Source organism: Sphingobium sp. TomMM35A, assembly GCF_054771735.1.
In genome coordinates, this window is sequence record NZ_BSRC01000001.1 from 1,821,863 (window position 1) to 1,843,101 (window position 21,239).

The 21,239-nt window shown below is 60.6% G+C and carries 18 protein-coding genes; 9 read left to right on the forward strand and 9 right to left on the reverse strand.

The genetic code is table 11. The features are described from left to right. Positions 1 to 29: 29 nt before the first annotated feature. Together ACYU8T_RS09000 and ACYU8T_RS09005 are read left to right on the forward strand one after the other, a co-directional pair. Positions 30 to 551, forward strand: coding sequence for an NHL repeat-containing protein (locus ACYU8T_RS09000; RefSeq protein WP_461159178.1), 522 nt, complete (start codon positions 30 to 32; stop codon positions 549 to 551). Positions 552 to 703: 152 nt separating this feature from the next. Continuing rightward, positions 704 to 1,561, forward strand: coding sequence for an NmrA family NAD(P)-binding protein (locus ACYU8T_RS09005; protein WP_461159179.1), 858 nt, complete (start codon positions 704 to 706; stop codon positions 1,559 to 1,561). Between the two features lie 233 nt (positions 1,562 to 1,794). Here the strand turns inward: ACYU8T_RS09005 and ACYU8T_RS09010 are convergent, their stop codons facing one another. Both ACYU8T_RS09010 and ACYU8T_RS09015 read right to left on the reverse strand, forming a co-directional pair. Continuing rightward, positions 1,795 to 2,301 carry a GNAT family N-acetyltransferase gene (locus ACYU8T_RS09010; protein WP_461159180.1) on the reverse strand — a complete coding sequence of 169 codons (507 nt, stop codon included), beginning with the start codon at positions 2,299 to 2,301 and terminating at the stop codon, positions 1,795 to 1,797. Between the two features lie 249 nt (positions 2,302 to 2,550). Then, on the reverse strand, positions 2,551 to 3,099 hold the full coding sequence (locus ACYU8T_RS09015; protein WP_461159181.1) for a dihydrofolate reductase family protein: 549 nt from the start codon (positions 3,097 to 3,099) through the stop codon (positions 2,551 to 2,553). Between the two features lie 204 nt (positions 3,100 to 3,303). Here ACYU8T_RS09015 and ACYU8T_RS09020 point away from each other — a divergent pair, with 204 nt between their 5' ends. From ACYU8T_RS09020 to ACYU8T_RS09040, 5 genes are all read left to right on the forward strand, one after another. Then, on the forward strand, positions 3,304 to 3,723 hold the full coding sequence (locus ACYU8T_RS09020) for a hypothetical protein (RefSeq protein ID WP_461159182.1): 420 nt from the start codon (positions 3,304 to 3,306) through the stop codon (positions 3,721 to 3,723). Between the two features lie 402 nt (positions 3,724 to 4,125). Beyond that, positions 4,126 to 5,031: a tyrosine-type recombinase/integrase gene (locus ACYU8T_RS09025; RefSeq protein WP_461158598.1), complete on the forward strand. Its 906-nt coding sequence runs from the start codon at positions 4,126 to 4,128 to the stop codon at positions 5,029 to 5,031. 4 nt (positions 5,032 to 5,035) lie between these two features. Further along, complete coding sequence (locus tag ACYU8T_RS09030) at positions 5,036 to 6,229, forward strand: IS91 family transposase (protein WP_461158597.1); 1,194 nt, start codon at positions 5,036 to 5,038, stop codon at positions 6,227 to 6,229. A 588-nt stretch (positions 6,230 to 6,817) separates the two neighbouring features. After that, positions 6,818 to 8,326: an ATPase domain-containing protein gene (locus ACYU8T_RS09035; protein ID WP_461159183.1), complete on the forward strand. Its 1,509-nt coding sequence runs from the start codon at positions 6,818 to 6,820 to the stop codon at positions 8,324 to 8,326. A 1-nt stretch (position 8,327) separates the two neighbouring features. Further along, positions 8,328 to 11,174 (forward strand): PAS domain-containing protein, encoded by a 2,847-nt coding sequence (locus tag ACYU8T_RS09040; RefSeq protein ID WP_461159184.1) that lies wholly within the window; start codon positions 8,328 to 8,330, stop codon positions 11,172 to 11,174. A gap of 212 nt (positions 11,175 to 11,386) precedes the next feature. Here ACYU8T_RS09040 and tnpC read toward each other — a convergent pair whose 3' ends face one another. The 5 genes from tnpC to ACYU8T_RS09065 form a co-directional block, all read right to left on the reverse strand. Next, positions 11,387 to 12,940, reverse strand: coding sequence for an IS66 family transposase (tnpC, locus tag ACYU8T_RS09045; protein WP_461158394.1), 1,554 nt, complete (start codon positions 12,938 to 12,940; stop codon positions 11,387 to 11,389). Positions 12,941 to 13,001: 61 nt separating this feature from the next. After that, the gene (gene tnpB / locus ACYU8T_RS09050) at positions 13,002 to 13,349 is read right to left on the reverse strand and encodes an IS66 family insertion sequence element accessory protein TnpB (protein WP_011950829.1); all 348 of its coding nucleotides are present in this window, start codon (positions 13,347 to 13,349) and stop codon (positions 13,002 to 13,004) included. After that, entirely contained in the window at positions 13,346 to 13,729 is a 384-nt protein-coding gene (tnpA, locus tag ACYU8T_RS09055; RefSeq protein ID WP_041380262.1) for an IS66-like element accessory protein TnpA, read from the reverse strand. Before tnpA ends, tnpB begins: the two co-directional genes overlap by 4 nt. 326 nt (positions 13,730 to 14,055) lie before the next feature. After that, entirely contained in the window at positions 14,056 to 14,688 is a 633-nt protein-coding gene (locus tag ACYU8T_RS09060) for a tyrosine-type recombinase/integrase (protein WP_461159185.1), read from the reverse strand. Positions 14,689 to 14,983: 295 nt separating this feature from the next. Further along, on the reverse strand, positions 14,984 to 16,093 hold the full coding sequence (locus ACYU8T_RS09065) for an AI-2E family transporter (protein WP_097093052.1): 1,110 nt from the start codon (positions 16,091 to 16,093) through the stop codon (positions 14,984 to 14,986). A gap of 679 nt (positions 16,094 to 16,772) precedes the next feature. Between ACYU8T_RS09065 and ACYU8T_RS09070 the strand changes: the two genes are divergently transcribed. Next, complete coding sequence (locus ACYU8T_RS09070) at positions 16,773 to 17,189, forward strand: hypothetical protein (protein ID WP_141397866.1); 417 nt, start codon at positions 16,773 to 16,775, stop codon at positions 17,187 to 17,189. Between the two features lie 68 nt (positions 17,190 to 17,257). On the opposite strand, the gene ACYU8T_RS09075 is transcribed toward ACYU8T_RS09070, so the two are convergent. Both ACYU8T_RS09075 and ACYU8T_RS09080 read right to left on the reverse strand, forming a co-directional pair. Continuing rightward, complete coding sequence (locus tag ACYU8T_RS09075; protein WP_461159186.1) at positions 17,258 to 17,530, reverse strand: hypothetical protein; 273 nt, start codon at positions 17,528 to 17,530, stop codon at positions 17,258 to 17,260. A gap of 717 nt (positions 17,531 to 18,247) precedes the next feature. After that, positions 18,248 to 19,117, reverse strand: coding sequence for a YihY/virulence factor BrkB family protein (locus ACYU8T_RS09080; RefSeq protein WP_461159187.1), 870 nt, complete (start codon positions 19,115 to 19,117; stop codon positions 18,248 to 18,250). Between the two features lie 490 nt (positions 19,118 to 19,607). On the opposite strand from ACYU8T_RS09080, the gene groL reads away from it, so the two are divergent. Further along, entirely contained in the window at positions 19,608 to 21,233 is a 1,626-nt protein-coding gene (gene groL / locus ACYU8T_RS09085) for a chaperonin GroEL (RefSeq protein WP_461159188.1), read from the forward strand. The last annotated feature ends 6 nt before the right edge of the window (positions 21,234 to 21,239 follow it).

The following is a 21,239-nucleotide window of genomic DNA, read 5'->3' on the forward strand; positions in this document are numbered from 1 at the left end:
GCAATGTCTGGGCAGCCGTTGGTGATCGAATGCTGGCGCTCGATCCAGACCAGGGCGAAGTCAGGCGAACCATCAGCGTTCCGGCCACGGCCGGGACAGCGTTCGATGGCCGGCACCTCTACCAGATTTCAGGGGGACGCATCCGCGTCATCGATCACAAAACCGGCAAATATGTTAGGGATTTTCCTGCCCCGCCCGGCGATGATAGTTCCGGAATGGCCTGGTCCGAAGGGTCGCTGTGGATTGGCCAGTATCAAGGTCGCCGGATATTGGAAGTCGCCCCGGAAGACGGGAGAATTCTGCGCGAGATCGAAGTAGGCCGGCTCGTGACCGGGGTTACGTGGGCGGGTGATCAGCTATGGCATGGCAGCTGGGACGGGGAGCGCGGAGCCTTGCACCAGTTTGATCCGGTGGTGCGGGAGACTCGATGCACGATCAGAATGCCGGATGGCGTGCCCATCACAGGCGTAGAGGCCAACGGCGATGGACAGGCGTTCTGCGGCGCGGGTGCCCAGGGGCTCATTCATGTCGTCCAGCTCGACGAGAGCTAGGCAGTAATTCCCACGATCGGCAAGGCGTTCGAGAACTTTGGCCCCATTCATCGACGTGGCGCTCTTACGGCCGCAGTGGTCCGATGCACGTTCGCAGAAGTGGAACCACACCAGCAACATCTCATTGAATTTGCAGAAAAGGAGAGTTTGCGATGTACATCGTCATGGGCGGTACCGGACATGTCGGATCGGAGACCGCCAAGGCGCTCGTCCAGGCTGGGGAAAAGGTTGGCATCGTTACCCGCCATCCCAATCGCTCCAGCGCGCTGCGTAACGCCGGTGCCGAAATCATCGAAGCCGATGTCGAGGACATCGCGTCCCTCCGCGCCGCGTTCCGGCGCGGACAGCGCGCCTTTCTGCTCAACCCACCCGGCGATACGAAGAAGGATAGTGACGCGATCGAGCGGCGGACAGTCGCAAACATCCTGGCGGCTCTGGATGGCTCGGGTCTGGAAAAGGTCGTTGCGGAGTCCGTTTCAGGAGCCCGGCAAGGCGAGAGGATCGGGGATCTCAGCGTGCTTTGGGAGCTTGAGCAAGGTCTTGCCGCGCAGCCGATCCCGGCGGCGATCAACGGCGCCGGCTACTATTTGAGCAACTGGGATTCTCAGTTGGACAGCGCGCGCCAGACCGGCGTGCTCGCGACCATGTTTCCCGCCGACCTCAAGTTACCGATGGTGGCACCGGCCGACCTCGGAAAGGCGGCGGCGGCAAGGCTGGTGTCATCGAGCGAGGACATAGGCGTTCGTCCGATCGAGGGGCCGGAACGCTATTCTTCACAGGATGTGGCCGATGCCTTTGCCCGCGCGCTTGGCCGCGACGTGCAGATCGAGGTCACGCCACCCGACCAGTTGAAGCACGCTTTCCTCGAGCTTGGCTTCTCGGACCTGGCAGCGGATTCCTACGCCCGGATGACGCGCGTCACCATTGATGGTAAATCGGACACCGGGAGCGAAACTTGGCGGGGTGAAACCACGCTTGACGCCTACATCCAGGCACTGGCGACCTCATAGAAAGTCAAACTTGGCGGGGTCGCTTGCGATTGGAGGCGGTCGTTTGGTGAGCGACTGCGAATTTGCCGATGTAGCGTTCCTAAGCGGACGATTAAGAAGGCATCATGTGGCGGTCGCTAAGCCGATTGCACGCAAAGCCTGAAAGCGGCCATCGGTTGGAAACGTGCGCATGCAGATGAGATGGCAAGAAGCGAAGCCGATGCTGATGGGGAAGTGATGCACCCAGGGTTGGGTCATCTCCGTTCCCGCTGGTAGAGATCGGTATCGGGTTCGCCGCCATAGGCCTGTTCGGCTATGCGAAAGCCGTGTTTTGACAGCAAGTGAATGGATACGCTGTTCGACGGATCGACCGTGGCGAATAGCGGGTTGATGCCACGACCATCAGCGAAATTGACCAGAGCCTCTACAATCTCAGATCCGAAGCCCTGCCGCCAGTACGCAGCGGACAGGCCATAAATGAGTTGCTCTGGGCCGTCATGCGGCCGCGCAAACCCAGCCCAGCCAATCAATTGACCGCTTGAGCGCTCAATCACCGCGCCCGTTCCGTATCCATGGCGTTCTAGGTTCGCGGTGGAGTTAACTACCCACAAGTGGGCGTCGCCTGATGAAAGAGCACTGCCGTCGCCGACGAATCGGGATACATGCGGATCCGCGAATATCGCGACGAGGATCGCCGCGTCGGCAGGTTCAAACGCGCGGATCAATAATCGCGCCGTTTCGAGGACACTCGCTAGAATCATGCCTTGTCGATATCACGCAAGCCCAAGTCTGCAACCGACCCGATGGCGGCATCTAACAATGCCACGCGAATGGTGGCGCGTTCCAAGACCCGGGCATTCACGTGGCGACCGTGCATGCAGCTTCGACCGACATCGGACAGCTATAAGCCAGAACACGACGTTCCCTTTCGACACGCGAGCGTCTGTTCTTCTCAACCACTGCCCTTGGCCGTCGCCGCTATCTTCTGACCGTGATCAATGTACTTGATGCTAGGCAATAGGTGACCGAGAGTGATCAAATACGTAGTGCATCCGCACGCTTCCATCCGGCATGGGACCGGCACCTAATAATTTCAGGGTGATTTCGACGCCAGTGGCAGGAAAAAGTGGCCGCCCACCGCCAATGATCTCGGGGAATACGAACACTTGAATTTCATCCAGAGCGCCTCTCTCGATAAAGGCCATCTGGAGCTTCCCGCCACCGAGCATCCATACATCGCCGTCGTCCAGGGTACGCAATTCGGAGATAAGAGTATCGATATCGCTTCGTGTCTCTATCGTACCCTTTGGATTGGCGATGGGATGTGAAGTCACAACGATAACGCGTTGCTCGCCATAGGCCCATGGCGAAGGATCGCGCGCCAGAAAATCGTAAGTGCCTCGTCCCATGACGATGGTACGAATTCGGCGGAGGAAGCGTTCATAGTCCTTCTCCCCGGGGCCGGGGGCGTCATGTCGAAAGAGCCAGTCCAATCGATCGTCCGCAGTGGCGATAAAGCCATCTAGGCTAGTGGCGATGTATCCGAGGATCGACGCCATCGAGGTCTCCTTGATTATAAATGAACATTCGTTTATAAAAAATCCATGAGCCGCCGCAAGTCCCTTTCCGACGACGCGCTCTTGGACGCGCTCCTTGTCGCTGTTCGTGAGCACGGTCCTGCTGAGTTATCCTTTGCTCGAGCCGCTAGTTATGCGGGTCTCGCCGCGCCAACCCTCGTCCAGAGGTTCGGAAGCCGCACGGGGATGATCGAGGCGGTCCTTTTAAGGGCCTGGAACCTTCTCGAGGCCCGAACCGCAGAGGCTGACGCCAATTCGGGGCCAGGGGCGTCAGGGGCTATCGAGTTTTTGATGCGGCTCACGCTTGCTGGCGATGCAGACTACGATTGCTGTGACGGCCTGCTATTGCTGCGCGAGGACATCAAGAAGCCTGTCCTGCGTGATCGCGGCGCCAAATGGGCTGACACCCTTGCTGAAGCTATCGCACGCCGTCTTCCAGAAACCGTTGATAGGGTATGCTTGGCGTGGGAAGCGATTAGGCTCTGGCAGGGTGCCATGTTTTGGTGGGCATTTCAGCGCGACCACCCTATCGACGAAGTCGTGAAGTCTGCGATGGACGGCTGGCTTGTCAGAAATGGCGACCAACGGCCGTTTCCCAAACATTGACCAGTGATCAAGACCCAAACCTGGCATCGGCATAATCCGCCCGTCGCCGCATACAACGGACTGTCCCATTGCGCCCGAGGCGCGTGCGATCGGGCCCTGAATACATGGACCAGATCTGACCCGCTTCGCTCGCGCACACAGGTGGACTAGGTATGATAGACCGCCTACCCATCTAGCGAAACTACTGAGGCCTGACCGGCAGCTTTCGTGTAAAACCGCCGTTCGGTGATTCTCTCTGAAACGGCGGCCTTGTCCCATGACCTTCCGGCAATTACCGACCAAAGCACGAACCCGCTCCGCGGGAGAGTCGCTTGGGGTGACGTAGCGTAGTATTGTTCAGGCTTTGCGAGCGGCAATGTCGCCTTGCGAGCGTGGAGTTCCTTCAACGCAAAGGAACTCACCATGGATGCTGTCACTACCGCCGCCCCGAACAACTCGCTCCGCCAGCGTATGTTACAGGACATGAAGATGCGTGGCTTTGGAGAGCACACGCAGAAGGACTACATCCGCCATGTTCGGCGCTTCGCTACCTTTCTGGGCAAGCCCCCTGATTTAGCCACCGTCGAAGATCTCCGGCGTTTCCAGATCGATCAGCATGAGCGCGCCGTTGGGCCTGCAACGATCAATGGGGCCGTATCGGCACTGCGTTTCCTGTTCGGTATCACTCTCAAGCGGCCGGAGATGGCGCTGGGGCTTGTCGTCCTTCATTACGCGCCCAAATTGCGGGTGGTTTTGAGCGTCGAGGAGACCGCGCGGCTGCTCGAGGCTGCGCCAGGCATCAAATACAAAGCAGCACTCAGCGTGGCCTATGGCGCGGGCTTGCGTGTCTCGGAGGTTGCCCACCTCAAGGTCGATGACATCGACAGCACCCGGATGCTGATCCGCATCGAGCAGGGCAAGGGACGCAAGGATCGCAACGCCATGCTCTCACCGCATCTGCTCGATTTTCTTCGTCAGTGGTGGCGCGAAGGCAAGCGGCGCGGGGTGATGTTGCCACATGGCTGGCTGTTCCCCGGTCGTAACGGCACGGACCCGATCTCGGCGCGCCAGTTGCACCGCGTCGTGCAGGAAGCGGCCGAGCGCGCCGAGATTCACAAGCGGGTGAGCCCCCATACGCTGCGACATTCTTTCGCCACTCACCTACTCGAGCAGGGTGTCGATATCCGCGTCATCCAGGCCTTGCTGGGGCACGTGAACATCAACACGACCGGCCTCTACACTCAGGTTTCGAGCAAGACCATGCGGGCGGTGAGCAGTCCGCTCGACCAGATCGTTGCCGTGATGGAAGGCAGGGCACCTCCCGGCTGAACCCGTGCGCGCCTCGCTCGAGGTCGCTGATATCTTCCGCAGCGCTGGGCCCGCGTATCGTGCAGCCCACGCCGGGCATCTCAGCCTCGGCCAGCTCAAGGTCATGGCGGCCATCGAGAACTGCCGCACCGCCGCGCTAGGCGGTCACGTCGAGGCTTGCGACGACTGCGGGCATTGGCGGATCGCCTACAACTCGTGTCGCAATCGGCACTGTCCCAAGTGCCAGGGCGCCGCCGCGCGCACTTGGCTGGCCGCGCGTGAAGCCGACCTGCTGCCGGTCGGCTACTTCCACGTCGTGTTCACGCTGCCTGCGGAGATCGCGGATATCGCCTGGCAGAACAAGGCGGTGGTCTATGACGTCCTCTTCCGCGCGGCTGCGGACACGATGCTGACCATCGCCGCCGATCCCAGGCACCTCGGCGTGCGGGTCGGCATCACTGCTGTCTTGCACACCTGGGGATCGGCACTGACCCACCACCCGCATGTGCACATGATCGTGCCCGGTGGCGGCATCGCGCTCGACGGCACACGCTGGATCTCGTCGCGCCCCGCCTTCCTGCTGCCGGTGCGGGTGCTCGGGGCGTTGTTCCGCCGGCTGTTCCTAACCCGGCTGCTCGCGTTGTTCGATGCTGGCAAGCTGGCCTTCTTTAGCACCTTGGCGGCCCTTGCGACACGCAAGGCCTTCCTGCGGTATCTGTCGCCGATCCGGAAGAAGCGCTGGGTGGTCTATGCCAAGCCACCTTTTGCCGGGCCGCAGGCGGTACTGGCCTATCTCTCGCGCTATACTCACCGCGTTGCCATCTCGAACCGGCGGCTTATCGCCTTCGACGAGGACGGCGTGACGTTCCGCTATAAGGATTACCGTCGCGACGTGGCCGAACGCCAGCAGGTCATGACGCTGGCAACCGACGAGTTCATCCGCCGCTTCCTGATCCACGTCCTGCCACGCGGCTTCCACCGCATCCGTCACTATGGCCTGCTCGCCAGTTCGACGCACAAGGATGCCATGGCGCTGGCCCGCAGGCTGCTGGGCGTCGCTGCGCCGATCGTGGAACCCGAACCTGACGAACCTCCCAGCCATCGCCCGCCATGCCCATGTTGCGGCGGGCACATGACCATCATCGAAACCTTCGCCCGCTGGTGCCAACCGCGCGCACCACCAGCGCCAGCATTCCCGACCCGGAGACATGCGCCATGATCCGGCATGGCTCACCCTGCACGACGGTCACACCCATGGTGTCTTGGCCGACGATGCAGCGCATGCCCATCCCAGAACTGAGCCAGGTGCAGGGCACACCGGCCAGCAAGACCGACCTCGCTTGCAATCTGATACCACACCAAATTACGTCGATCGGGCCAACAGGGGCACTTCCGGATCGGCAGCGCTCACCCGCCAGAACCATCCCAAAGCTCATTTACCCATAGACCAGGGCGTGGGGCCCGCGGGTTCCTGCACTGGAGGCTTTCGTACGCAAGCGCCCGAAACCCTTCACAAGATGGGTCGTTCGCCGGTCGCGCTTTTAATGGCGGCTTCTGCCAAAAGCTTCCGGTCGGTCGTCGTGAGACTGTTTCGCAGCAATGCGCCTCAATTCCGGACATTTCGGCACAAGCTATCCGAGGCCTGCAAACGGACAGACCAAGGCAAAGACGGGCGTCGTACGGGCCGAAGGCGTTACCACGAACGAAGTTATGATCGCTTCTTGTCGCCCCCCACGCTATGATATTGGTTTGACCCAACCTTCGGCGGCCGAGCCTGCGCGTGGGCGGCTGCAAAGGAGGAGCGAGAGTGGCGCCCAACAATAGAGAGACCGGATTAGCTTCGACCGGCACAAGCGGCCTGGATCATATTCTTAACGGCGGCCTCACGCCCGATCGCATGTACCTAGTGGAAGGCACACCAGGCACGGGCAAGACGACGCTGGCAATGCGCTTCCTGCTCGCCGGCGCCGCTCTGGGAGAGACCGTCCTCTACATCACGTTAGCGGAAACCGAAGTCGAACTGCGCGCCGTCGGCGAAGCGCATGGCTGGTCACTGGATGGTGTTGACCTCTTCGAGATGGTTCCGCCGGACGGTTTCGGCGAGGATCATGAGCAGACGCTGCTGCACCCCAGCGAGGTCGAGCTCGGAGAAACGGTCCGCGATATCATGGCGAAGGTAGACAAAATCCGTCCTGCACGCCTTGTCCTTGACAGCCTTTCCGAACTGCGGTTGCTGGCGCAGAGCCCTATCCGCTATCGCCGTCAAATCCTCGCGCTCAAGCACTTCTTCTCGACGCGTGCCTGCACGGTGCTCGTCCTCGATGACAAAGGCGCGAGCGGGAATGACCTCCAACTGCATAGTATCGCCCATGGCGTGATCTCGCTCGACCAGACGTTGGCGAGTTTCGGCGCTCAGCGACGTCGCCTGCATGTCGTGAAGATGCGCCAGCGCGAGTTCAGGGGTGGCTATCACGATTTCGAAATCGAGCGGGGTGGATTGTGTGTGTACCCGCGGCTAGTCGCTGCGGATCACACCACCCGGAAAAGCAGTGAACCTGTCTCGACCGGCTCGCCTGAGCTGGATGCGCTGCTCGGCGGCGGTCTTGTGCCCGGAACCGCCACGCTGTTTTCGGGACCCGCAGGAGTCGGCAAGACGACGGCGTCGATCCAGTGCGTTGAGGCGGCGCTCAAGCGCGGCGAGAAAGCGTCCTACTTTCTGTTCGATGAGCGCGCGTCGACGCTGCTCACGCGGAGCACTGCGCTTGGTCTAGACCTTCAGCCGCACATCGACAGCGGCCTGCTCGAACTGCGGGCCATCGATCCGGCCGAGATGTCGCCGGGCGAGTTCGCTGGTCGCATTCAGGAAGCGGTTGAGAGCGGGGCGACCATGGTCGCGGTCGACAGTCTCAACGCTTACCTCCAGGCGATGCCCAACGAGCAGTTTCTCATTATCCAGATGCACGAGATGCTGAGCTATCTCGGTCAAAAGGGCGTCGTCAGCCTTCTTATCCTCGGCCTCCACGGCATCGCTGGCGATATTCGGACGGACCTGGATCTCAGCTACCTCTCCGACACGGTTGTCCAGTTGCGCTACTTCGAGGCGTTGGGCGAGGTCCGCCAAGCCATCTCGGTGATTAAAACGCGGACGGCGCGGCACGAAAGGACGATCCGGGAGTTTCAGATCGGCAGCGACGGGCTGCGATTGGGTGAGCCACTAGACAGGTTCCAAGGCGTTCTGACGGGCGTGCCCATTTTCTCTGGCACGCGGGATACGTTGATGGCTAGTCAGATCGATCCGGAAAGCCCGCGCGATTGACATGCTCAAGCGGGTTCTGATCCTTGCTCCCCGCGGTAGGGACGCCGCCATCGCCGCCGAGCTCCTGGCACGACACGACATCGACGCGCAGGTTTGCTCTGATCAGTCCCACCTCGTTGAATTGCTCGAACAAGGCGCGGGCACGGTTCTGATCACCGAAGAGGCGTTGGCGACGTCGCCGCTTTCCGAGCTCGCCTCGTGGGTTGCATCTCAGCCTGCCTGGTCGGACGTCCCCTTCGTGGTGCTGGCCAACGGATCACGCTCGCCCCGGTCGATATCCGCTACCGATCGCCTTGCAGAGCTCGGCAATGTCGTACTGCTGGAGCGTCCTCTTCACGCGGAGGCGATGCTCGGCGCGATACGCTCGTCCCTCAAGGCCAGAGACCGCCAATACCAATTGCGCGACACAACCGCGCAGCTTCGCGAAAGCGAGGAACGGCTCCGACTAGCGGTCGAGAATGCCGAGATCGGCTTTTGGGATGTGGATGTTGTCAACGACCGCTTGATCTGGCCGGCACGTACCAAGGCGATGTTTGGTATCTCACCGGACGTTCCGGTCACGATGGCCGACTTCTACAGTGGACTACACCCCGACGATCGCGAAGCGACGAGCTTGGCTTACGCTGCCGCCGCCGACCCGGCCACACGTGCCTTGTATGACGTCGAATATCGCACGATCGGGAAGGAAGATGGCGTCGAGCGTTGGGTCGCTGCCAAAGGCCGTGGTGTGTTCGACGCAGCAGGCCGTTGTCTTCGCGTCGCAGGTAGCCTGCTGGAGATCACCGAGCGAAAGGCGGCCGAGATCCGGCGCGTGGCTCTGGTCGACTTCGCTGAGGCACTGAAGGATGTACAGGAGCCGGCCGGCATCGCCAGTGCCGCCGCGCGCATCCTGGGTGAAACGCTGTGCGTTACGCGCGTCGGGTACGGCGCAATAGATCACGATGCGGAAACGCTCCACGTCGATCGAGACTGGACGTCGCCTGGGGTCGAGAGCCTCGCCGGGGTTACTCCGCTGAGGGATTATGGCTCCTTTATCGACAGCCTCAAACGCGGCGAGTTCACGGTAATAGCCGATGCTCGGTCTGATCTGCGCACTTGCGGCGCCGCCGCCGACGCGCTGGAAGCCAAGTCTACGCGTTCGTTCGTGAACGCGCCTGTCTTGGAGCGCGGACGGCTCGCGGCGGTGTTCTTTGTCAACGACGGGAAAGTACGGAACTGGAGCGATGCCGACCTTGTGCTTATTCGCGAGTTCGCGGAGCGTACGCGCAGCGCCGTCGAGCGAGCCCGGGGCGAGCATGCCCTCCGTGAAAGCGAGGCGCGCCTGCGCGAGCTGAACGAGACACTTGAGCTACAGGTCGAGGCGCGTGTGGCGGAGCGCGACCGACTGTGGAACCTGTCGCAGGATATGCTTGCCCGGGCCGACTATGGTGGCATGATGTCAGCCGTAAGTCCCGCTTGGACGCAGGTCCTGGGCTGGTCTGAGCGCGAATTGCTCTCAAACGGCTACGCCACCTTCATGCATCCGGACGATGCTCCGCCCACATTGGCGGCAATCGAAAATATGCGGGGCACGGGGCAGCCTGCACGTTTTGAAAACCGCATCAGCACACGTGATGGCGGGTGGAAGCCAATCGAGTGGACGGTGGCGCCCGAACCCGATGGTGTGAACTTTATCGCGATCGGCCGTGATCTCAGCCACGCAAAGGCGCGCGAGGCAGAGCTTGCCCGCGCCCAGGACGCGTTGCGCCAAAGCCAGAAGATGGAAGCGATGGGGCAACTCACCGGTGGCGTTGCTCACGACTTTAACAATCTTCTGACCCCCATCGTCGGTTCTCTCGACATGCTTCAGCGCAGGGGCATCGGTAGCGAGCGTGAGCAGCGGCTTATCGCCGGCGCGGCCCAATCAGCGGAACGCGCCCGGATACTTGTTCAGCGATTATTAGCGTTTGCGCGGCGTCAGCCGCTCCAAGCCGTGTCTGTCGATGTGGCGGCGCTAGTCGCCGGAATGGGTGACCTGGTCGAGAGTACCACGGGGCCACAGATCAGGGTTGTTGTGGATGTTGCCGAAGACCTGCCACCGGGCCGAGCTGACCCGAATCAATTGGAAATGGCGCTTCTGAACCTTTCGGTGAACGCACGCGATGCGATGCCGGACGGTGGTACGCTGCGAATAACGGCGAGCACGGAGACTGTAGACGGCGACCATCGATCGCAGCTCGCTAGCGGAACCTATATTCGCCTTTCGGTCGCCGATACCGGTACGGGGATGGATGAGGCGACGCTTGCCCGCGCAATCGAGCCATTCTTCTCAACCAAGGGCATAGGCCAAGGGACTGGCCTCGGCCTGTCATCGGTGCACGGTTTGGCTTCCCAGCTCGGTGGAGCGCTGACAATTGAAAGCCAACCGGGAATGGGTACCACTGTCGATCTATGGCTCCCCGTCAGCACCGAAGAAGCGGATTTGCCGTCGAACGTAAACCGGTTTGAAGAAGAAGTCTCCGACCGCGGAGTAGCCCTCCTTGTCGATGACGAGGAGCTGGTGCGTATAAGCACTGCCGACATGCTCGCCGATCTCGGATTCGCCGTGGTCGAAGCGAGTTCTGCTGATGAGGCGGTGCGAATGCTGGAGCGTGATCAGGCATTCGATGTCATCGTTACCGATCACCTTATGCCGGGCATGACCGGCACTGAGCTTGCCCGGCATGCGCAGCGCATCCGCCCTGGACTTCCTGTTCTCTTGGTGTCCGGCTATGCCGAAACCGCAGGCGTCGATGCGGATCGCCCAAGGTTGACTAAGCCGTTTCGTAAAGATGAATTGGCCACGACGCTCCTAGCGTTGTTGCACTGAGCAGTCAGCTCCTCATAATACCTGGGCGCGGCGCTCAGGCTGACTCTCATTCATTTGCCCGGCTGATTGTCCGTTCTTGCCGCTCTGCTCGGCAGCTTGTGATAAGAAGACCGTAATCGGATCGGAGCCGAACGACCGCGCCTTGTCGATAATTGCCGCTTGAAGGCCAGTCGCTTACGGCAGCTATGTAAGCGTGGGCTGGAGGCCGCAGATCAGGCGGCTTCGGCGATCGGTTGCTGATCTGGTCGCCAATTCCACGGCATGAGTTCATCCCAGCGAGCGGCAGGCCAGTTGCCGGCGATCTTGGCGATAACGTCGGCAATATAGGCCTGTGGTTCGAGGCCGTTGAGCTTTGCGGTCTCGATAACGGAGTAGATGGCCGCCGCCCGATCGCCGCCTGCCTTTGATCCGGCGAACAGCCAGTTTTTACGGCCCAAGGCCACGCATCGCATGGCACGCTCCGCAATGTTGTTATCGATCTCCAGACGCCCATCATCGAGGAAGCGCGTGAGCGCCACCCAGCGCTTGCGGCCATAGGCGATCGCTTTCGCCATCTCGGACTTGGGCGAGAGGCGGCGCAGGGCATCGTCAAGTGCTTGCCGCAGATCATCGATCAACGGCTGAGTGCGGTCGTGCCGGCTTCGTCGGCGGATCTCGGGTTGCTGGCCTTGAACCTCTGCCTCGATCTCATAGAGTTGGCCGATGCGTTCTAGCAGGTCGGTGGTGAGCGGCGTCGGCTTGGTGGCGTGGATGTCGAATATCTTCCGCCGGAAATGCGCCCAGCAAGCAACCTCGGTGACGCGGTTCGTGTCGTAGAGCTTGTCATAACCGGCGTAACCATCAGCCTGCAGGTAGCCGGCGAAGTTGGCCAGCTGACGCTGGGGATGCGCACCGGTGCGATCGGTGGTGAACTCATACCAGACGAGCGAGGGGGTCGTAGCGCCCGAGCCACGATCATCGACGGCGTAAGCCCAAAGCCTGCCGGTGGCCGTCTTGCCCCGGCCCGGATCAAGCATGGGAACAGGCGTATCGTCGGTATGGATCTTTGAGGCGGTGAGGCCCACCTCGCGAATGCGACTGACGATCGGGTCGAGCAGCACGGATGCCTGTCCTACCCAGCCCGCCAGTGTCGATCGGTCGATCTCGACCCCCTGCGCAGCCATGATCTCGGCCTGGCGGTAAAGCGGCAGATGATGGTCGAACTTGGAGACGACAACGTGGGCCAGCGTGCCGAAGGTCGCCTTGCCGCGCGCTATCGCCTTTACCGGCACGGGCGCCTGGACGATCTTCTCGCAGGACCGGCAGCTATACTTGGGCCGGATGGTCCGAACGACACGCCATTGCACTGGCACGGCATCGAGCATCTCGTCGCTATCCTGCCCCAGAGGCCGCAGCGCTCCGCCGCAATCTGGACAGGTGCAACTGCCCTGTTCGGGCTCGATCCGCTGTTCCTCCCGCGGCAGATGAGCAGGCAGCGCACGAACAGGCGACGGCCGATCAACCTCTGCCGGATCGGCCCGGCGGGCGGCGGCGACGATGGCCTCGCCTTCGAGCTCTTCGAGCGCAAGCTCAAGCTGTGCGATCTGAGTGTCGAGCTTCTCGGACGACTTGCCGAACTGCATCCGCTTGAGGCGCGCGATCTGCACGCGCAGCGTGTCGATCAGGATGTCTCGGGCAGAAATATCGGCATGGGCGGCCGCCAAAGCAGCTTCGAGCTCGGCGATCCGAGCGTCTTTATCAGCGGTGGAAAGGCCTGCGTCCGACACCGCGACCCTATAGCGGAACAGACGCCGCAATGCCAGAAAAAGCGCCGGAAAATGGGCGTTTTTAGCCCGCGAGTGATGGGGTGAAAGTGCGTTCCGGCCGCCGCCAGTCGATGCCTTCCAGAAGCATGGAAAGCTGGGCCGCCGTCATCACCACCGAACCGGTCTTGGTCGATGGCCAAATGAACCGGCCTCGGTCCATCCGCTTGGAGAAAAGGCACATGCCCTGACCGTCATACCAGAGCAGCTTTACCAGATCACCGCGCTTCCCTCGAAAGGCGAACAGCGCACCGGAATGCGGGCTCTGCTCCAGAACTTGCTGCGTCATCACAGCCAAGCCGTCAAAACCCTTACGCATATCTGTTGCGCCGCAGGCCAGGAATATCCGCGTTGAGGGCGGCAGCGGGATCATTGCGTCAGGACGCCGATCACCCGCGACAGGGCATCGGCATCGACGGTGGCGTCCACGTTCACCCTGATGCCAGACGGCAGCTCGATGCCGATCACTCCCTCGCTGCGTGCTGCGACCGTTGGCCCAGGCAAGGCCAGCTGATCGCTGATCTGCACCTCCGCAAAGGCAGGCTTGATCGACTTGCGCACCCCGGCGAGCTCACCGGACATCGCCTGTCGCCGCCATGTGTAGATCGAGCCGCTGCCGACGTCATGGCGTTCACAGGCCGCGCGCACGCAGCCCTCCGGGCCGAATGCATCCTGCAGCACGGCCAGCTTCTGCTCTACCGTCCACCGCCGCCGGCCTGACACCCGGCTAACGATCTCTATCCGACTACTCATACGACCGCTCGTATGAGTAGTCGCTGCGCTGCTCGCTGAATCTTCAATCTCGTCCGACACCGGCCACCCCGCTTAAAGAGCGGCAATCATCCCGGCTAATGGGCGCTGCGCAAGGCGGTCGCCAGACCCCGCTTACGCAGCTATGCCGACCTTCGCCGGAAATCGGCCTGGCAGCAAGCGGCCAAGCTTTGTTGCGACGCGTATCGGCTGGGCAGCCACAGTATGTCCGCCCCGGAGCAAACTTGCCATCCAGTGTTTCGATCGCGAATGTCAGAAAAGTCCCAGCGCCCGTGTCCGGCTCTACCCGGACGCGGGCGCCAGCAGGTTCAGATTTCGGTGTTTTCGGCAAGTGCGAGTGCGTCTTCCACGTCGATCCCAAGATAACGCACCGTATTCTCGATCTTGCTGTGGCCAAGAAGAATTTGGACAGCCCGCAGATTGCCGGTCGCCCTGTAGATGATCGATGCCTTTGTTTGGCGAAGCGAGTGCGTGCCATATTCGCTCCGCATCAGGCCGACACCTGTCACCCATTCGTCGACAAGCCGAGCATACTGCCGTGTGCTCAGGTGCCCATTGTGATCAACCCGGCTTGGGAACACATAATCGTCCACCGTGCCGCCCCGGCGTTCGAGCCAGGCCAGCAGGCTGGCCCGGGCGTCCGGCAGCAGCTCGAACTGAACGGGGCGCCCCGTTTTCTGCTGCATCACGATCGCCCGCGTTCGGATCTGCCCGCCGCTGACAAGGTCGCCGATCTTCATCTGCACCAAGTCACAACCCCGAAGTTTGCTGTCGATCGCCAGATCGAACAGCGCCCGATCTCGCAGGCGGCGGCGCTGGTTGAGGTAGAAGCGGATTTCCCATATCTGCTTCGGTTTCAGCGCCCGCTTTGCACCCACTGTCCTTCCGGCATTCCAGACCGGGCGCTTAGTGGCGGTGAGATCTGTTTCAGGCATCTCCATGATCGTTCTCCTATGGCCATAATGGCCATCTGAAAAACGCTTGCCGAGGAAGATGCGCAGGAGTGGCAATGCGGCTCGTGCCGACCAGACTCAGCCGTTCGCGCCTGATCCGATAAACGTCCGGTTCCGCCGGAAGCAATCGATCGCATCGACGAAGCGGACCATCGGCATCGCGCCACTTCTCGCGGTCCAACTGCTCGTTTCGGCTCTCAGCACAAGCTACTTGTTCAAGTCAGGCAGTCGGTTTGGCGATCGAAAAGCCGCCATGTCCGACAAGCCGCTTGCAAGTACAAGATCACGCGGTTCTGTCCTCCGCCGCGTCTGCGCTCGCGAGGACCTCCTCCTTGTCCTCGTGGAGGTAAAGGCGGCGCACGATTACGAGCACCACGATGGTCAGCGGCGTAGCCAGCAGAACCCCGGCGACTCCAAAGAGAATGCCGGCCGCAATGATCCCGAAAATCGTGATCGCTGGTGGCAGGTCCACCATCTTGTTCTGGACGAGCGGCATGATCAGGCTGCCTTGTACCTGCTGGACAGCCAGCAGCAGGCCCAGCGTCCACAGCCCGGTCGCGGTTCCCTGTCCGAACCCCAGCACCACGGCGGGAACCCCTGCGATTAGAACGCCAAGGTAGGGCACAAACTCGGCCAGACCCGCCACTAGGCCTATCGCCCAAGCGGCCGGCACGCCAACCAGCCACAGCGCCAAGCCCGTCGCAACGCCGACGAACAGCATGCCTAGGGCCTGTCCCTTCAACCAGTTTTTCAGCGAGATCGAGATCGCGTCGAGCGTTTCGGCCGACTGACTTCTTGCACTGAGCGGGATGAGCCGAAGCAGGCCGGTGGAGTAAAGCGTCGGCTGAGCCGCAAGGTACACGCCGCCCACGAGAACGATCAGCAGCAACGACAGGGCTCCGCCAACCGCCGCTAGAGCTGTCCTCGCCGCGCTGACTATGGCCTCGCTGCTGGGCGCCAATCCTTGCGCTCGCTCTAAGATGGCCGCGCCGATGGGCAAGGCTGCAATACGGCCTTGCAGGCCTACCCATGCGGTCGGCAGCCGCTGGGCAAGCTCGCCGAACTCCGCCTGCATCGTGGCGCCGAAGAACGCGAAGGCCCCACCGATCACTGCGATGAACAGGATGACTGTGACTGCCAAGGCCATGCTGAGTGGCATCCGGACCCTCCCGCGCAGGGCATTGGTTCCGGTCAGCAGGATCAGCGAGACCAGGGTGCAAGCGAATAGGAGCAACAGCAGGTCCACGAGCATCCACAGCACGTAGGCCGCAGCGAGCGTTAGGATCACGACGGCTGTCGCCCGAAAGACCCGCCGTTCAAGACTGTCACGCGCCGGAGGTTGGGGTACTTCGGACTGGGTTACGAGCTCGGATTGTTCGACGAAGTTTGTCATCAAGCACGACCTTAGACTATCTTAGCGCGTTATCCAGTCTGGCAGGCGCTTTATCCCAGTAGCGACCATTCCGTTCCGGCCAAACTGCGGCCTTTCCTGCGACATCTCTTCGTGGCTACGTCACAGCGTCTCGGAGAAGCTGAACTTGGGAGCGATCTTAGCGGCTTAGGAATTGCCTAATGAGGGGCAAGAAGGCTACTAGGCCAGGCTCGCTTGCATGCACCTAAGCTGGCGTCAAAAGGCAGAAGGGCGGCCGACCATCAAGCCGCCATACGACTCAGTTTGGCACTCACGATCAATCCGCGACTCGCCTCGTAGTATTAGACGTATCGCCAAGCCATTGTTCCATACTCCTCCGCACCAGCCTGATTCCAAACCCCGCAGATCGGCTTGCCTCGGGACGCCACGAATTCGGGATGCCATTCATTCACGAAAACGGGTTTAGGATCGCCACGTGGGACGTGGTATACTGGCGCATCCCGGCTTCGACTCCGTCCATGGCGGCCGTGACTGAGAGACTACTCAAACCGAAGTACGCAGGCTCAACAAGGCTTTCGACGACCTGGCGGCGCCGTAAAGACGCGGGGCAAGCCCCCTGGCTTGTTCAGTCCACAGAAGGAAACTGCGATTCCTGGAACTCGCTTTTAAATCGAAGCGCTCCTCAACCGGAGGTGAAAATATGTCTGATGCGCAAGGAGGGCGCAGGCGCTTTAGCGCCTTTCGATCGGCAGCTGAAGAAGTTGGGATGGCTGTCAAACGAAACGCGGCAGCAGAAGGCCGTTTAAAATACGTGCTTCAGCAGAAAGCCGCATCACCAACCGCTTCCCAGAAGCGTGAACAAAGGAATGTCTCAGCAATGAATATTGAAAACACTGATCTGGAACGCCGGGTACTGGCCCATGAACGCATTTTACGGGCCTTGATCCGTCATATCGCAGAAGAGCAGCCCGACATTCTGATGCGCCTCAAACAAACGTTCAGCAGAGGTCATGTCTTGGGGGAGGATGAACAGGATTATGTGTCCACGCAGCAATATGGTGATCAATTCATCAGGGAGATTGAACTGGCGATAGCGCGACAGGCCGACACAGTATAAAGCCGCGAGAGCCTGCACTAAAAGCTCGCGCTTTACCGAACATACGGCGGTGCGGGCTCTTCGTTCCCCTACCTCGAAATGCCACCGCCCTCGTTCTCCCATTCGTCGAGAGCAGTGGCGAGTTCATCTCTCCTTCCCCTGCTCCACCAAGGCTGACCGCGCAACTCATTGTCAGCAGCCTTTGCCCGCGAACGCCCGTGGCGTTCGACCAGCCAAATCCCGGCAGCGACGATTTTCTCATAGCCGAAGATCGATGCGGCACTGGCTATTCCAGCAGCAGCGCGGATGACATAATCTGCCCATTCGGCATGTCCCGCCTTGTTTTTAGTATCAATAATCATGATGCACTCCGGGTCAGCAAGCGGGAGCGCTCGAGTCTCTCAGTCACGGGATGCTTGCGACTAGAACCGGGTGATGCTTCACCTTATCACAATTGAGCGAACCCGAAGAGTCTTGTTTTACCCGCATTACGTAGAGAGCGGATGGACGTTCCCACGTGGTCGGAAATAGCCGGTTCAGGGCAAACGAGTAACTCGATATGGCCATCGTAAGACAGATCGCCTCTTCTGCACTAAGAAAGCCAAAGAATTTTTCGGTAGCATGATATCAAAGTTAACAGCAAAAAAGTCGTTTCAGCTCCAAAGGTTAACGATATTTAAGGTCTAGGATAGATTTAAAGCTATCTATTTCAGAAAAATGAGTTCACAACATTGGTGCGACCCGGAAGGATTTCAAAAGAATTCTTCTACTGACCCGGCCGTTTTAGGATGGCCGGGTCATTTTTAGCGGGCATGGCTCTATCCGCCTGCGGGACCCATCGCCCGGATCTTCCACATGCGGATCCCCTTGCTCATCGTAGCAGCGTAGACTCACGGAAGATCCCATGGGTTGGGCCTTTACGATCCCGCCGCTCTGAGGCTCTATCGTGGGCCAAGCCCATTCCCTCCGTACCAGGCGTGCCAATTCGCCAGCATGGGATGAGAGGCGATGGCTGTCACTCGAAATGGAACAACATTGATCAAGCGTCCTATACGCAAGTTCAATGATTATCGAAAAGCTTATTGGTCCAGCGCGGCGCTGGTGTCAGCCATTGTCGCGCCACGTTCACCCATCGGCTCTTCCGGCCCAGTAGTCGTGTCGCGCGAGGTCTGCCGCTCAACCTCGGCATTGACTAAAGCCCCAATCAGCACGGCGTATGCGGAAACATAGAGCCACATGAGAAGGACTACGACAGCGGCAAGCGAACCATAGGTTGCGTCGTAATCCCCCAGCCAGCTTGCATAGAGGCCAAAGCCGAGCGTCGTCAGAAGCCACAGCAGCGTTGCCAAGCCGGAGCCCAGACTAAGCCATTGCCAGCGTGCATCCGCTCGGTCTGGAGCAAAGCGATACATCGCTCCGAGCGCTAAGCTGCACAGCGCGGCGGCTATGGTCCAGGTGATTGCCTGCAGGGCCACGGCACCAACGGTTCCGAGGCCTTCAACAAGCCCTTGGGCGAAATTGAGCATCGATGCAGCGACGATGCCGATCAAGCCCACGATAACGGCGCCAGCGGCAAGCGCAGCAGCAATCAGAGCTGTCCGGATCAAGGATCGACGGTCCTCCTGCTCATAGATGATGTTCAATGATCCGATCATTGCCCCTGAGGCACGGGACGCGCCGTAGATCGAGACCGCCAGTGCCAGAAGAAGGCCTATTCCTTTCTTTTCAGCTGCGCTTTGGGTGAGCTGCGTTAGCTGTTCGTATATCAGTCGTGCTGCATCGGCTGGCACAAGGTCGACGATAGCACGCATATGCTTGGCGACCGTAGCTGGATCAGCGACGAGACCGTAGGTCATGACGAGTGAACCGAGAAGAGGAACAAAGGAGAGGAAAGCGTAAAAGGCTACGCCGGCGGAGAGCAGGCTGAGATTATGCCGCCCGCTGTTCACCCACGCCCGCTGCAAAATGGGCTTCCAACCGGCCCAAGGGATCTGGCGCGGCGTTTCTGCAAGCGCGCCCTTTTCGGCAGCACCTACCTGTTCCCTGGGCCCTGACATCTGCCGATCCTTTCATTGCAGATAGCAGGACTGGCCGGAGCCAGATCAGTTCCTCGACTGGGCGAAAAGACGGAAGGTATGTCGGCCATCTCATTTTCTTTGGCGGCCAATCGCCTGCCGGCGACCCAGCGGGCGGCGACGCGCCATCTACGGTCATTCAGCCTGCGAGGTGCGCGACCTGAAAGCTGTCGCGGTATTCGCGTCTCGAGCATGTGAGGTGCTGCTCGGCTGGCAAGCTTGTCAGCGTCCCTGGTAGGGCGCATACGAGGCTAATTGGCGCTCTCGCTTGGGGAGTCCCAACTCGCAGATGGTAGCGCTGGCTCCGGCTTGTGAAAGCGACAATATGATCGCGGACCAGCGACAGGAAAGTCGGGCTTAAGCCATGACAGCTAAAGACGTACAATTCTCCCAACAGGCCCGCGAGGGCATGGCACGGGGCGTCAACATCCTTGCCGACGCAGTGCGCGTTACACTTGGCCCCAAGGGCCGCAACGTTCTGATCAATAAAAGCTACGGAGCGCCCCGGATTACCAAGGATGGCGTGACCGTCGCCAAGGAAATCGAGCTTGCCAATAAGTTTGAAAACATGGGCGCGCAAATGATGCGCGCCGTAGCATCCCGAGCGCATGATCACGCTGGAGACGGGACCACCACCGCCACCGTACTCGCGCAGGCGATCGTTCGAGAGGGTATGAAGGCGGTATCCGCCGGCATCGACCCCATGGATCTCAAGCGCGGCATCGATCTCGCTGTCACCGCCGTGGTGACCGAACTCAAGGCGCGATCCAAGCCCGTTGCGAACAGCCAGGAGATTGCTCAGGTGGGCATCGTCTCGGCCAATGGCGATGAGGTCGTCGGAAACAGGATCGCCGAGGCCATGGAAAAGGTTGGCAAGGAGGGCGTGATCACGATCGAGGAGGCCCCCGGGATTGAGTTCGCATTGGATGTGGTCGAAGGCATGCAGTTCGACCGGGGCTATCTGTCGCCCTATTTTGTCACTGACAGCGAGAAGATGTCGGTCGAGTTAGAGGATCCCTATATCCTGATCCATGAGAAGAAAATGGGGAACGTGCAGGCGATGCTTCCCGTCCTGGAGGCGGTAGCAAAGGCGCACCGATCGCTTCTTATCGTCGCCGAGGATGTTGAAGGCGATGCGCTCTCGACGTTGGTGGTCAACAAGTTGCGCGGCGGGCTCAAGGTCGCGGCGGTAAGGGCGCCGGGTTTCGGTGATCGTGGCAAGGCGATGCTCGAAGATCTTGCGATCTTGACGGCGAGTAACGTTGTGACCGAGGAACTTGGCGTCAAGCTGGAGAATGTCACGCTCGAGATGCTGGGCACCGCAAAGCGTGTGTCGATCTCGAAGGACACGACCATGATCGTCTACGGGGCCGGCAGGCCCGACGCCATTCAGGGCCGTGTTGAAACGATCCGACGGCAGATCGAGACTGCGACAAGCGACTATGACCGGGAAAAGCTGCAGGAGCGGCTCGCTAAGCTAGCCGGGGGCGTTGCCGTCATAAAAGTCGGCGGGGCATCCGAACTCGAAGTCAAGGAGCGGAAGGATCGGGTCGAGGACGCGCTGCACGCGACGCGGGCAGCGGTCGAAGAGGGTATATTGCCGGGCGGCGGCACCGCCCTGCTTTATGCGTCGAAGGCGCTGGACGCTATCTGTCCCGTCAATGATAATCAGCGGCGTGGCATCGAAATCGTCCGCCGGGCGCTGCAGGCGCCAGTTCGCCAGATCGCCGAGAATGCAGGTTTTGATGGCGGCGTGGTCGCCGGTAGACTCCTGGATGGGAAAGACGAGAATCTTGGCTTCAACGCGCAAAGCGACCAATATGAAAATCTTTTCCAATCCGGCATCATCGATCCTACCAAGGTTGTGCGAACCGCGTTGCAGGATGCCGCGTCAGTCGCCGGGCTGCTGATCACCACAGAAGCGGCAATTGCTGATCGCATGGAGGGCGGCAGCAGTGCCGATGGTGCGCATTCAGGCATGGGATCCTAGGGCAGC

Coding starts and splice junctions, on each gene's coding strand:
- ACYU8T_RS09000 (WP_461159178.1), top strand. CDS start 30: ATGCTGGCGCTCGATCCAGACCAGGGCGAAGTCAGGCGAACCATCAGC.
- ACYU8T_RS09005 (WP_461159179.1), top strand. CDS start 704: ATGTACATCGTCATGGGCGGTACCGGACATGTCGGATCGGAGACCGCC.
- ACYU8T_RS09010 (WP_461159180.1), bottom strand. CDS start 2,301: ATGATTCTAGCGAGTGTCCTCGAAACGGCGCGATTATTGATCCGCGCG.
- ACYU8T_RS09015 (WP_461159181.1), bottom strand. CDS start 3,099: ATGGCGTCGATCCTCGGATACATCGCCACTAGCCTAGATGGCTTTATC.
- ACYU8T_RS09020 (WP_461159182.1), top strand. CDS start 3,304: ATGATCGAGGCGGTCCTTTTAAGGGCCTGGAACCTTCTCGAGGCCCGA.
- ACYU8T_RS09025 (WP_461158598.1), top strand. CDS start 4,126: ATGGATGCTGTCACTACCGCCGCCCCGAACAACTCGCTCCGCCAGCGT.
- ACYU8T_RS09040 (WP_461159184.1), top strand. CDS start 8,328: ATGCTCAAGCGGGTTCTGATCCTTGCTCCCCGCGGTAGGGACGCCGCC.
- tnpB (WP_011950829.1), bottom strand. CDS start 13,349: ATGATCCCGCTGCCGCCCTCAACGCGGATATTCCTGGCCTGCGGCGCA.
- tnpA (WP_041380262.1), bottom strand. CDS start 13,729: ATGAGTAGTCGGATAGAGATCGTTAGCCGGGTGTCAGGCCGGCGGCGG.
- ACYU8T_RS09060 (WP_461159185.1), bottom strand. CDS start 14,688: ATGGAGATGCCTGAAACAGATCTCACCGCCACTAAGCGCCCGGTCTGG.
- ACYU8T_RS09065 (WP_097093052.1), bottom strand. CDS start 16,093: ATGACAAACTTCGTCGAACAATCCGAGCTCGTAACCCAGTCCGAAGTA.
- ACYU8T_RS09070 (WP_141397866.1), top strand. CDS start 16,773: ATGTCTGATGCGCAAGGAGGGCGCAGGCGCTTTAGCGCCTTTCGATCG.
- ACYU8T_RS09075 (WP_461159186.1), bottom strand. CDS start 17,530: ATGATTATTGATACTAAAAACAAGGCGGGACATGCCGAATGGGCAGAT.
- groL (WP_461159188.1), top strand. CDS start 19,608: ATGACAGCTAAAGACGTACAATTCTCCCAACAGGCCCGCGAGGGCATG.